This window comes from Colidextribacter sp. OB.20, assembly GCF_009911595.1.
In the GTDB taxonomy this organism is placed as follows: Bacteria; Bacillota; Clostridia; order Oscillospirales; family Oscillospiraceae; genus Lawsonibacter.
This window is the reverse complement of sequence record NZ_QWKG01000027.1, coordinates 37,132-48,948: the sequence shown is the minus strand read 5'-3', so window position 1 is coordinate 48,948 and position 11,817 is coordinate 37,132. Positions and strand designations below refer to the sequence as shown.

Here is an 11,817-nt window from a genome sequence, read left to right as displayed (position 1 = left end):
GGGCCCGCCGGTCCCACCGGCCCCACCGGGGCCCCGGGCCCCAACCCCACGGCCATCGCCGCCTACGCCGCCAACACCCGGGGCAGCAGCGTCGGCCTCGGCGACTATGATTTCATCGGCTTTCCGGATGTGTCGGTCCCCTGCCCGGAGATCATCCTGGGCGACTCAAGCTCGATGCTCGGGGGAAAATCGGTGTTCTGCCCGCAGAAGGCGGGCACCTATCAGATCTCCTACCGTGTGACCCTCAGCGCTCCCTCCGTCCAGCCGGTGGGGACCCGGCTGTCGCTCTCCAGCACCGACGACTATGTGGGCGTCATCGCCCCCACTTTGGGCGCCCAGCAGTTTGAATGCACGCTCACATTGGCCCTGCCGGAGCGCACCACGATCGAGCTTCAGGCCTACTCCACGACCCCCAGCATCCCCGGCACGGGCGGTCTCCCCGCCCTGGACAGTGTCCAGCTGGCCAGCGGCGCCTCGGGCGCTTCCATGCTGGTCGTCCGGCTGGGCGACTGAGCGCGGCCATCATTCCGAACCGATAGAGAAAGGGCTCCCGCCGGTTTTACCGGCGGGAGTTCCTCAGCAAATCCATCCAATCAAAGGAGGCCGCGATATGGCGAGTATCAGCCTATGCATGATTGTAAAAAACGAGGAGGATGTGCTGGCCCGCTGTCTGAAGAGCGCGGCGGAGCTGGTGGACGAGATTATCATCGTGGACACCGGCTCCACCGACCGGACAAAGGAGATCGCCGCCCGCTTTACCGATCAAGTCTATGACTTCCCCTGGCGGGACGACTTCGCCGCCGCCCGGAACGAGTCCTTTTCCCACGCGACAATGGATTACTGCCTGTGGCTGGATGCCGACGACGTGCTCCTGGAGGAGGACCAGGAGAAATTCCGGGCTCTGAAGGAGACGCTGGACCCCGGCGTCTCGGTGGTTATGGCCCCCTATCACACTGGCTTTGACGAGAGCGGCCGGGTCACCTTCTCCTACTACCGGGAGCGGCTCATCAAAAATCGGGCGGGCATGAGCTGGGCGGGGGCCGTCCACGAGGCTGTCACGTCGGTGGGAAAGGTTCTCTACGGGAATTTCGCCGTCACCCACCGCAAAACCCGCCCCTCCGACCCGGACCGGAATCTGCGGATCTACCAGGCGCAGTTGGACGCAGGGAGAGAGCTGGAGCCCCGTCAGCAGTTCTACTATGGCCGGGAGCTCTACTACCATGGGCGTTGGGAGGAGGCGCTGACCGTCTTTGAGGCGTTTTTGGAGGAGGGCCTGGGGTGGGTGGAGAACAACATCGACGCCTGCTGTCACTGCGCCTACTGCCATAAGAAGCTGGGCCATGAGCAGGCGGCGCTGGAGGCGCTGTTCCGCACCTTCACCTATGACCGGCCCCGGGCCGAGGTCTGCTGCGACATCGGCTGCTGGTTTTTCCAGCGGGAGCAGTACTGGCAGGCCGCCTACTGGTACGCCCTGGCCCTGACCTGCGCCCGGGACGACCGCCGGGGCGGCTTCGTCTCTCCGGACTGCTACGGCTATCTCCCCTGTATCCAGTTGTGCGTCTGCTACAGCTGCCTGGGCGACCGAAGGAGAGCGGAGGCGTTTAACGAGCTGGCCGCCTCCTTCAAACCGGATTCTTCGGCGGTAGAACACAACCGTGCGGTCTTTCAGGCGCTGACAGAATAGACGGCGGGGCTTGCAGGTGGCCCTGCCCCCACCGTCCAGACCGGCCCTCAGGGCGGGGCTGAATAGAAATATTTCAGACCTGAGGGGAAAATATTGTCTATATTGTTCCTTGACGGCAAAAAATCATCGTGGTAATATTTGCGCCATGCAAGAGCGGAACATATGGAATGCAAAATATGCCAACATCCCTTTTTCTGCCCTGCTTTCAGACAATTTATCCGATTTAGGAAAGGACTGATCTCGATGACGACCTTTGAATACACCATTACCGCCCCTGTGGGGATCCATACCCGCTATGCCGGTCTGCTGGCCAAAACCGCCAAGGCCCTTGACAGCACCATCACCATCGGGAGAACGGGGAGCGAGCTCACCCTCGCCACCCGGATTCTGGCCATTATGGGGCTGAATATCAGAAAAGGGGATACCGTCTCTGTATCGGTAGACGGCGGAAATGAGGAGACAAACGCCGGTACCATGGAATGGTTTTTCAGGAACAATTTGTAGGATATACAGACAGGCCGCACGCAAGTGATGACAAAACCGCAGCCTGGACGATGCTTCACCGCACGTCCGGGCTGTTTCTTACTTCGGCGCCGGACGGCGCAGGAGGCTTGGAGCGGATTCCCTCAGCGGAAAAGGGTTTCGCGGTGCTTCAACAAAAAACCGGCCGGCTTCTTTACAATTGCATTTTCCTCCGCCCTGCGCTACAATAAAGGCTGCCGCGCCCTGCCTGACAGGGCGACTTTACAAAAGAGAGGTTTCCTATGAATCAGAAAGAAGTCAGTGAGCTGCGCCGTCGCTGGCGCCTGGAAAAGAACGCGGTCAGCCGCGTCTATGGCTGCTTTGTCAACAGCAGCAAAGAGATTGTCTCCGACTTGGATGAGTCCCTCGGGACCATGCCCCAGGAGGAGGCGGAGAAGTACCTGGGGCTTTTGAAAAGGTCTCTGTCCGGGACACTTGGCAAAAACTTGATTGATATTGTATTTTCTACCCAGCAGGTCATGGACAGCCAGGAGCATAAGCTGCTGTCCGCCCTGCGTTCCAGCGGGCTGAAGGATGGACAGGCCAGGGCCGATTTCTATCGTAAGGTCATTGACAGTCTGGACATGGGGGACAGCGGCTATCTTCTCCTGTTGGCCTGCGATTCCTACGATGTCCCCAGACGGGGGAAGGACGATGCCCTCCAGGCGGACTCCTCTGAGGAGGTATTCACCTACATCCTGTGCTGTGTCTGCCCGGTAAAGCTGGGCCGGGCGGAGCTGAACTACTTCCCCGGAGACAACGAGTTCCACTACGCAGCCAGTCAGGTGGTGTCCTCCCCGGAGCTCGGCTTTCTTTTCCCCGCCTTTGACGACCGGACAGCCAACATCTACAACGCCCTGTTCTACTCCCGAAAGGCGGACGAGCTCCACCAGGAGTTCATTGACGCCGTGTTCCACACCGATCCCCCCATGTCCGCCGCCGAGCAGCGAGAGGCGTTCCAAAGCGCCCTGTCCGAGTCTCTGGAGGACGCCTGCAGCATGGAGGTGGTCCGCTCCATCCATGAGCGGCTGACCAGCCAGATCGCCGAGCACAGGGAGAGCAAATCCCCCGATTCTCTCACCGTAACGGCGGAAGAAATCGCTGCCATCCTTCAGGACTGCGGCGTTTCTCAGGAGCGGACCGGCGCGTTCAAGGAGAAATGCGGGGAGCTGTTTGGCAGGGGCGCTGTCCTCAACCCGGCCAACCTGATCAACACCGGGAAGTTTGAGGTCAAGACCTCCCAGGTCACGTTATCCGTCAGCCCGGACCAGAGCTATCTGGTGGAGACACGGGTTATTGACGGCAAAAAATATCTCCTCATCCCCGCCGGAGAGGATGTGGAGATCAATGGCCAGGCTGTGAAGCTTGAAGCATAAGGCAGTAAGCCGCGCGGATGAGATGAATCAGCTTATCCCCTCGACTGGCGCATATATTGAATCAGCGAAGCAGCACCCAATACGGAAATCAGAATCTCCGAAATACCAGCGGCAAAGTCCCAGATCAAGCAGGAGTAGACCGCCCAGAGGACAGTGTTGAGCAAGACGCTGGCCTTAATCAGCGCCACGCTCTTCGCGTAATAGTTCGCGAATGTGATTTCTACTGTCGCTGTGATGGGGAGAAGCCCCAGAGCGCCCCGGTTGTTGACATAGAGTCCCAGCAGGACAACCAGGGCGGAAAACAAATATACATGCCATTTCCGGAAGCGGTTTTTCACCACCAAAACATTCCGCACCAGAGAGACCAGCAGAGTGGACAGCCCGGCCCAGGAGGCGAAAAAAACAGAGGAGACGCAGAAGGTGGCCGTCTCCAGCAGCTGAAACAGATAGATTGTTTTCTGGTTCCGGGCGCAGCTGCTGATCGCCAGAAACACAGAGGCAGCCGCCGAAATACAGTTTCCTATTACAAGACTGAGCACAGCCGCACCTCTTTTCCTTCCCATCATAGCTTGCCCCCGGGGCGTCCGAAAATTCCGGTCACTACAATACGATAATCGCGCTCTTTTGTCAAGCTCCCCTCTTTTCCGGCGGCAGAGCTTTCCCGCCGCGTTCCAGCGGGTGCTCCGACACATGTGGGTAAACACGCAAAAAATCCGAGCCTGTTTTCATGAAGGCCCGGATTTTTCGCATTTATATCCCGATTTTCTCTATGGTATTTTGAGAGGAGGGGAGCATTCTCTTGACAAATTCTGTCCTCCTGCTACAATAGTATTATCTGATACTGTTTTATATGGGATTATTTCAGCGAAACAGAGACAGGAGGGCGAAGGACCATGGCAAAGACTGACAGCGGCCAGCAGACCCGCCGGGAGCAGCTGATGCTCCAAGAGCCTCTGCCCGGCGTCATCACCCGGATGGCAGTTCCCTCAATTCTGAGCTTCCTCATCACCTCTATCTATAACCTGGCCGACACCTATTTTGTCAGCGGGCTGGGAGAGAGCGCCACCGCGGCGGTAAGCGTCAACGCCTCCCTGGACCAGATCATCATGATGGCCGGGTCCATGCTGGCCGTGGGCGCGGCCAGCTATATCTCCCGCCTGCTTGGAGCCCGGGAGAAGGAGAAGGCGGACCAGGTGCTGTCCACCTCCTTTTTTCTGGCCTTCGCCTTCGGCGCGGCGGTCATGGTGCTGGGCACAGCCTTCATGGGCCCCATGGTGCGCCTGCTTGGCGCCACTGACACCTGCGAGCAGTACTCCATCCAGTACGCCACCTATGTACTGCTTGTGGCCCCTTTTATGGCCACCACCTTCGTCATGAACCAGTGCCTCCGGGCAGAGGGCAGCCCCATGCGCTCCATGCTGGGCATGGGCTTCGGCGGCATCCTGAACTGCTTTCTGGACCCCATTTTCATCTTCCGCCTCGGTCTGGGCGTCTCCGGGGCGTCTATGGCCACCGCCATCTCCAAGCTGGTGAGCTTCGCGATCCTGATCTTCCCCTATCTCACCCGGCGCAGCGTCCTCCGCCTGTCCATCCGGTGCTTCCACCCCAGCCGTGACATCATTGTCCAGGTGGTCACTGTGGGCTCCTCCTCCATGTTCCGCTCCGGACTGGCGGTGGTCTCCGCCATTGTGCTCAACAACATCGCCGGAGGCATCTCCGACGCCGTCCTGGCGGGCATCGGGGTGTCCAACAAGATTATGATGTTCCCCTTCGGCATCATCCTGGGCTTCGGGACAGGCTTTCAGCCGGTGGCCGGCTTCAACTGGGGAGCCAGGCGGTATGACCGGGTGCAGGAGAGCTATCGCTTTGCCGCCTGGACGGCCATCATCGGAGCGGCAGTCATGGGGGCGGCCCTGGCCCTGTGCGCCCAGCCCCTCATCGGCCTGTTCGCCAAGGCGGACCACGCCGCCGAAATGCGCCAGATCGGCGCGCTGTGCATCCGCCTCCAGTGCCTGGCCCTCCCCGTCCACGGCTGGGTGGCGGTGGTGAACATGCTGTGCGCCGGCCTGGGCAACGCCAGGGGGGCCCTTCTGTTGTCCACCTCCCGGCAGGGGACCTGTTTCCTGCCCATCGTCTACCCCATGGCCTGGATCTGGGGCGCCGGCGGAGTGGCCGCCGTCCAGGCGGTGGCAGACATCCTGACGCTGATTCTGGCCGTCCCCCTCATCCGCCGGGTGATGGCAAGGGTCCAACAGGCCGCCGGCAGGCAGGAGGTGTGAGATGGAGCAGTCCGTTTTGTCCAGCCTGCTGCGCATCAACCGCCGCCACCGCCGGGCGCTGAGAGGCGTGCTGGCCCCCTATCAGTACGTCGGTGTCATGCACCTGATTGTGCTGTATGTCAACCGCCGCCCCGGAGCCAGCCAGGAGGAGATTACCGCCTTTTATGCCCTGGACAAGGCCAGCGTGGCCCGGGACGCCCGGCGGCTGGAGGACCTGGGACATATAGAGCGCCGGACTGTCCCGGAGGACCGCCGGCAGTACCAGCTTTTCCTCACCCACCGGGGGCAGGAGATGATCCAGGTCATCGACAGTGCCATGGAGCAGTTCCAGAAGCGCCTCTCCGCCGGCCTTGAGCCGGAGGAGTGGCGGCAGCTCACCGCCCTGCTCCAGCGCCTGGAGGAGAACGCCTGCGGCCCATTCCTCTGAGCTGCGTCCCGCCGCCTGCCCAGGCGGGAAGCCGCCCGCGCCTCCTCCGGCTGAGGAAATAAGCACTCTGGACACCTCCTGCGTCCATGTGGTATAATAGCCGCAAAAGGAGGAATGGCTATGAGCAGCTCTGACAACCGTCTGTTTGGCCGTATGCCGGACGGCGCGGCGGTGGAGGAAATCACACTGACCGACGGCCCGATTACCTGTAAGCTTCTCACCTATGGCGGCGCCCTGCGCTCCCTCTCGGTTCCGGACCGGGAGGGGCGGCCGGTGGACATTCTGCTGGGCTTCGACACTCTGGAGGACTACTTCGCCCAGGACAAGTACATGGGGGCCCTCGTCGGCCGGTACGCCAACCGCATCGGCGGAAGCCGGTTTGCTCTGGAGGGACAGGAGTACCCCCTGTATGCCAACGACGGCCCCAACCACCTCCACGGCGGCCTGAAGGGCTTTGACAAGCAGGTCTGGCAAATTCACGCCCAGACCACCTCCTCCGTCACCCTGACCCTGTTCAGCCCGGACGGGCAGGAGGGGTATCCGGGGGCGCTGGATGTCACAGTGACCTATACCCTCCGGCACGGCGGGCTGGAGCTTGACTACCAGGCCCGCAGCACCCGGACCACCCTGTGCAATCTGACCAACCACGCCTATTTCAACCTGTCCGGCCACGGAAGCGGCTCCATCGGGAGACAGCACTTTCAGCTGCCGGCCAGCCGGTACACCCCGGTGAATGACGCCCTGATCCCCACCGGGGCAGTGGAGTCCGTCGCGGGAACGGCCCTGGATTTGAGACAGTCTCAGCCCCTGGGGGAGCGGAGGTACGACCACAACTGGGCTATCGACGGCTGGGACGGGACTCTGCGCCCCACCGCCCGGGTCTGGTCGCCCGATACCGGCATTTCCATGGAGGTCCTGACCACCCTGCCCGGCATCCAGTTCTACACCGGCAATTTCCTGGACGGCTGTCCCCTGGGGAAGGGGGGCGCGCCCTATGCCAGCCACGGGGCCTTCTGCCTGGAGACCCAGTATTTTCCCGACTCGCCCCATCACGAGGGGTTCCCCAGCGCGGTCCTGTCCGCAGGAGATGTGTACAGGAGCAAAACGGTCTACCGCTTTTCAACAGAGGCGCTGAACGGCCCGTCTCAGGCAGGCTGATGCCCTGTCCTCCCTCCCCCACCGTCTAAAAGGGTAAAATTAAAGGTCCACCGGCTCTGCCGGTGGACCTTTATGCTCATGACCGGACGACCGGGGTTCACCCAATCACCTGCCGGGCCACGTCCACGCTCTCCTTGGCGTCCTTGGCGTAGAAGTCGGCCCCAATCTGTCTTGCATACTCAGGGGTAAGCACCGCGCCCCCCACCACCACCTGACAGGGGACCTTCTCCTCCCGAAGGAGACGTATGGTGGCCTCCATGCTGCCCAATGTGGTGGTCATCAGGGCGGACAGCCCCACCAGAGGGGCGGCGTGCTTTTTGGCCGCCTCCACTACGGCGGCGGGCTCCACATCCCTGCCCAGGTCAATCACCGGGTAGCCGTAGTTCTCCAGCAGCACCTTGACGATATTTTTGCCGATGTCGTGGATGTCCCCCTTCACGGTAGCCAGCACCACCGGGGCCTTGGGCTCGCTGTGCCCCCCCGGCTGGGTTGACAGACTTCTCCGGATGACCTCGAAGGCGGCCTGAGCCGCGCCGGCAGCCTGAATCAGCTGGGGCAGAAAGACCTTCCCCGCCTCAAAGTCCGCCCCCACCCTGTCCAGGGCGGGGATGAGGACGCCGTCCACCACCGCCATGCTGTCCATGGTCTCCAGCAGCCTTTCCGCGGCAGGCCCCGCCTCCCCCTTCAGGCCGGCAACCACGATCTGCTCCAGGGTCCGCTCCCCTCCGGGGGCGGCGGTCCGGGCGGCCGGTCCGCCGGCGGTGATAGAAGTGGTCACCGCGGCATTTCCGTAGGCGGCGATATACTCCCGGGCGTCGGCGTCGATGTTCATCAGCAGGTGGTAGCACCGCACCGCCGCCATCATGGCCTCCGCGTTGGGGTTCATGATGGGCAGGTCCAGCCCCATGGTCATGGCCATGGTGAGGAAATTCTGGTTCACCAGGGGCCGGGCGGGCAGGCCGAAGGAGATGTTGGACACCCCCAGCACCGTCTTGAGTCCCAGCTCGGTCTTGACCCGGCGGAGGGCCTCCAGGGTCTGGGAGGCCGCCGCCTGCTCGGCGGACACGGTGAGGGTGAGGCAGTCGATATATACGTCCTCCCTTCGGAGCCCGAAGGACAGGGCCTTGTCTAAGATCCGTCTGGCGATTTCAACCCGGGCCTGAGCGTTTTTGGGAATGCCGTTTTTGTCCAGCGTGAGGCCCAGCACCGCCGCGCCATATTTCTTCACCAGGGGGAGGATGGCGTCCAGGACCTCCTCCTCTCCGTTCACCGAGTTGACAATGGCCTTGCCGCAGTAGACCCGCAGGGCCCTCTCCAGCACCTCGGGGCGGGTGGAGTCCAGCTGGAGGGGGGCGTCGGTCACCCCCTGGAGGGCCTTCACCACCTTGACCATCATGCCGGCCTCGTCAATCTCGGGCAGACCCACGTTCACGTCCAGGATGTCCGCCCCGGCCTGGGTCTGCTCCAGGGCCTGGCCCAGCATATAGTCGATATCCTCCCGGCGCAGGGCCTCCTGCATCCGCTTTTTGCCCGTGGGGTTGACGCGCTCGCCGATGACCCGCACCCGGTCGATGGGCACGGCCTGCACCGGGCTGCACACCGCCGCAGGAATCACGCGGGGAATCTCCCTGATGGTCCTGCCCTCCAGGGCGGCGCACAGCTTGGAGATATACTCCGGCGTGGTGCCGCAGCAGCCGCCGTAGAGCTTCACTCCCAGCTCCGTCAGCTCGGCCATGGCGGCGGCGAACTCGTCCGCTGTGATGTCGTACCCCGCCCCGCCCGGGTCGGGCAGGCCGGCGTTGGGCTTGACGGAGATGGGCAGGGTGGTCCAGCGGGTGAGCTCCTCCACCAGGGCGGGCATCTCACGGGGGCCCAGGGAGCAGTTGATGCCGATGGCGTCCGCCCCCATGCCCTCCAGGGTAAGGGCGGCGCAGGCAGGGGCGTGTCCCAGGAAGGTCCGGCCCCGCTCCTCATAGGTCAGGGAGACCACCACTGGCAGATCGCTGTTCTCCTTCACCGCCAGAAGGGCGGCCCGGCACTCCTGGAGGTCGGTCATGGTCTCGATCATTACCAGATCCGCCCCGGCGGACACCCCCGCCCGGACCTGCTGGGCAAAGATGTCCACCGCCGCCTCAAAGTCCAGGGCTCCGGTGGGCTCCAGAAGCTGGCCGATGGGTCCCAGGTCCAGGGCCGTCAGAGCCCTTCCCGCCGCCGCCTCTCTGGCGATGGCGATGGAGGGAGGGATCACCTCCTCCACTGTCTTTCCGGTGCGGCGCAGCTTCTCCCGGTTTGCCCCGAAGGTGTTGGCGCACAGAATCCGGGTCCCGGCCTCCACATAGGCCCGGTGGATTTCAAGGAGCCAGTCCGGGTGGTCCAGGGCGGCCAGCTCGGGGTGCTCCCCCAGCTTCAGGCCCTTGCCCTGGAGCATGGTGCCCATGCCGCCGTCCAGAATCACAGGGCCGGAGCCCTTTAACAGTTCACGAAATTCCACAGTGTCCCCCCGCCTTTCGGTATTGGCAGCTCCCCTGAGCGGGACAGCTCAGGCAGCTCCGTTTGGTTCGTTCAATCTCCCCCTCAGCCACGCCCAGAACGGCGGTCACCGACTTGCGCGGGGTGAGGAGATGGTTTGCCGTGACGCACAGTCCCACCCGCCGGGGGGCGTCCAGCAGCTCCAGGATGGGCCCCTGGACCTCCAGAGGCAGGTCGCCGTAGCCCGGGCTGTATCGGAAGGGGAAGGAGCCGCCGGGATACTTTTCCTGAAGCTCGGCCTCAATCCGGTCGCACACCGCCTCCACAGCGGCGGAGGCACAGCAGTCCAGGGCCAGGGCGCGGCCCATGTCCACCCGCTCCGCCCGGCGGATGAGGGCATCCGCCTCCGCCCCCAGGGTGGCGCAGAAAACTGCCGCCCGGCCGCAGCCCGCCAGATGGGCTTTCAGGTCCTCTCCGGGCAGAAGCAGGCCGTTTTCCAGCCGCACCCCCTCCTCCTCGAAGGAGAGGTCCACCCCCCGCCAGCTCCACCGGGGGCGGATGGCCCCCAGCAGCTCCCGGGCACAGGACTCCACCTGCGCTCTCAGCGGCTCATCCGCCTTTTCAGGGGGGCAGCCCATGTACCGCAGGACCTCGTCGGTGTTCAGTTGGGTGATGGTGATGGGCATGGGGCACCTCCTGTAGGGGGCGGCCTCCGCGCCGCCCCGTGTCAAGATACATCATTGCTGGCGGGGCGGCACAGAGGCCGCCCCCTACATGCATCCCGCCCTACCTCCCCCAAAGGAGAAGCCAGGGAACAACCTTTATAGCAGGATAATCCCCGCCTTTTCGGCGGCCTGGATGTTGGCCTCGTCCCACAGGGAGGATTGGACCTCGCCGATGTGGGCCTTGCCCAGCAGGAGCATGGACACCCGGCTCTGGCCGATGCCGCCGCCCATGGTCAGGGGCAGCTCGCCATTGAGGAGCATCCTGTGGAAGGGCAGCTCCCGCCGCTCCTCACATCCGGCCAGCTTCAGCTGGCGGGCCAGGCTCTCCTCGTCCACCCGGATGCCCATGGAGGACAGCTCGAAGGACCGGCCGCCCACACTGTCCCACATCAGCAAATCGCCGTTCAGGTCCCAGTCGTCGTAGTCGGGAGCCCGGCCATCGTGGGGCTTGCCGGACCTCAGGGCCCCGCCGATGCCCATGAGGAAGGTGGTGGGGTGGTCCTTCACAAAGGCATCCTCCCGCTCCTTGGGTGTCTTGCCGGGGAACAGGTCCTCCAGCTCCTGGGCGGTGACGAAGGCGATATCGGTGGACACCTGGGGCAGGACGTTCAGCTGGGGAAACACCGTTCTCAGGAAGGACTGGGTCTCAAAGAGGGCGTCCACAATGGAACACACCGTCTTTTTCAAATACTCCACATTCCGCTGCTCCCGGGTGATGATCTTTTCCCAGTCCCACTGGTCCACATAGGCGGAGTGGAGGGAGTCCAGCTCCTCGTCCCTGCGGATGGCGTTCATGTTGGTGTACAGCCCCTCGCCCACATGGAACTGATAGCGCTTCAGGGCAAAGCGCTTCCATTTGGCCAGGGAGTGGACCACGGCGGCGTCCCCCTCCACGCCGTTGATGTCGAAGGCCACCGCCCGCTCCAGGCCGTTCAGGTCGTCGTTCAGGCCGGAGGACACCGCCACGAACAGGGGGGCGGACACCCGGTGCAGCCGCAGGGCCCCGGCCAGCTTGTCGGCGAAGAGCCGGTTGCCCAGGTCGATGGCCTTCTGGGTCTCATAGATGGACAGCAAGGGCCTGTACCCCTGAGGTAATCTCATATCTTTCATAATAAAAGCTCCTTCCTCCTCGGATTTTCTCATTATACTCGCTGAGGGATGGAATTGCAATAAAAAA

The 11,817-nt window shown here is 63.1% G+C and carries 10 protein-coding genes and 1 pseudogene; 7 read left to right on the top strand and 4 right to left on the bottom strand.

Features of this window, described 5'->3' with window-relative positions; translation table 11 throughout:
- The 4 genes and pseudogenes from D1641_RS08685 to D1641_RS08670 form a co-directional block, all read left to right on the top strand.
- Positions 1 to 513 (top strand): annotated as a pseudogene (locus D1641_RS08685) (hypothetical protein); the annotation flags it as partial.
- Between the two features lie 97 nt (positions 514 to 610).
- Positions 611 to 1,684 (top strand): glycosyltransferase family 2 protein, encoded by a 1,074-nt coding sequence (locus D1641_RS08680; protein ID WP_160664733.1) that lies wholly within the window; start codon positions 611 to 613, stop codon positions 1,682 to 1,684.
- 243 nt (positions 1,685 to 1,927) lie between these two features.
- Positions 1,928 to 2,188: an HPr family phosphocarrier protein gene (locus D1641_RS08675; protein ID WP_160664730.1), complete on the top strand. Its 261-nt coding sequence runs from the start codon at positions 1,928 to 1,930 to the stop codon at positions 2,186 to 2,188.
- Between the two features lie 260 nt (positions 2,189 to 2,448).
- Positions 2,449 to 3,582 (top strand): DUF4317 domain-containing protein, encoded by a 1,134-nt coding sequence (locus D1641_RS08670; RefSeq protein WP_160664728.1) that lies wholly within the window; start codon positions 2,449 to 2,451, stop codon positions 3,580 to 3,582.
- 32 nt (positions 3,583 to 3,614) lie between these two features.
- Here D1641_RS08670 and D1641_RS08665 read toward each other — a convergent pair whose 3' ends face one another.
- A complete protein-coding gene (locus D1641_RS08665; RefSeq protein ID WP_279285670.1) occupies positions 3,615 to 4,145 on the bottom strand; it encodes a YgjV family protein in 531 nt (176 codons plus the stop codon).
- A 330-nt stretch (positions 4,146 to 4,475) separates the two neighbouring features.
- On the opposite strand from D1641_RS08665, the gene D1641_RS08660 reads away from it, so the two are divergent.
- The 3 genes from D1641_RS08660 (at position 4,476) to D1641_RS08650 (ending at position 7,446) form a co-directional block, all read left to right on the top strand.
- A complete protein-coding gene (locus tag D1641_RS08660) occupies positions 4,476 to 5,861 on the top strand; it encodes an MATE family efflux transporter (protein WP_160664724.1) in 1,386 nt (461 codons plus the stop codon).
- A gap of 1 nt (position 5,862) precedes the next feature.
- Entirely contained in the window at positions 5,863 to 6,288 is a 426-nt protein-coding gene (locus D1641_RS08655; RefSeq protein WP_160664722.1) for a MarR family transcriptional regulator, read from the top strand.
- Positions 6,289 to 6,408: 120 nt separating this feature from the next.
- Positions 6,409 to 7,446, top strand: a complete 1,038-nt coding sequence (locus tag D1641_RS08650) for an aldose epimerase family protein (protein ID WP_160664719.1) — start codon at positions 6,409 to 6,411, stop codon at positions 7,444 to 7,446.
- 97 nt (positions 7,447 to 7,543) lie between these two features.
- On the opposite strand, the gene D1641_RS08645 is transcribed toward D1641_RS08650, so the two are convergent.
- From D1641_RS08645 to asnA, 3 genes are all read right to left on the bottom strand, one after another.
- Entirely contained in the window at positions 7,544 to 9,937 is a 2,394-nt protein-coding gene (locus D1641_RS08645) for a homocysteine S-methyltransferase family protein (RefSeq protein ID WP_160664716.1), read from the bottom strand.
- Entirely contained in the window at positions 9,924 to 10,601 is a 678-nt protein-coding gene (locus tag D1641_RS08640) for a methionine synthase (RefSeq protein WP_160664713.1), read from the bottom strand. Before D1641_RS08640 ends, D1641_RS08645 begins: the two co-directional genes overlap by 14 nt.
- Positions 10,602 to 10,736: 135 nt before the next feature.
- On the bottom strand, positions 10,737 to 11,750 hold the full coding sequence (gene asnA, locus D1641_RS08635; RefSeq protein ID WP_160664711.1) for an aspartate--ammonia ligase: 1,014 nt from the start codon (positions 11,748 to 11,750) through the stop codon (positions 10,737 to 10,739).
- Positions 11,751 to 11,817: the final 67 nt, after the last annotated feature.

Coding starts and splice junctions, on each gene's coding strand:
- D1641_RS08665 (WP_279285670.1), bottom strand. CDS start 4,145: ATGGGAAGGAAAAGAGGTGCGGCTGTGCTCAGTCTTGTAATAGGAAAC.
- D1641_RS08680 (WP_160664733.1), top strand. CDS start 611: ATGGCGAGTATCAGCCTATGCATGATTGTAAAAAACGAGGAGGATGTG.
- D1641_RS08675 (WP_160664730.1), top strand. CDS start 1,928: ATGACGACCTTTGAATACACCATTACCGCCCCTGTGGGGATCCATACC.
- asnA (WP_160664711.1), bottom strand. CDS start 11,750: ATGAAAGATATGAGATTACCTCAGGGGTACAGGCCCTTGCTGTCCATC.
- D1641_RS08655 (WP_160664722.1), top strand. CDS start 5,863: ATGGAGCAGTCCGTTTTGTCCAGCCTGCTGCGCATCAACCGCCGCCAC.
- D1641_RS08640 (WP_160664713.1), bottom strand. CDS start 10,601: ATGCCCATCACCATCACCCAACTGAACACCGACGAGGTCCTGCGGTAC.
- D1641_RS08670 (WP_160664728.1), top strand. CDS start 2,449: ATGAATCAGAAAGAAGTCAGTGAGCTGCGCCGTCGCTGGCGCCTGGAA.
- D1641_RS08650 (WP_160664719.1), top strand. CDS start 6,409: ATGAGCAGCTCTGACAACCGTCTGTTTGGCCGTATGCCGGACGGCGCG.
- D1641_RS08660 (WP_160664724.1), top strand. CDS start 4,476: ATGGCAAAGACTGACAGCGGCCAGCAGACCCGCCGGGAGCAGCTGATG.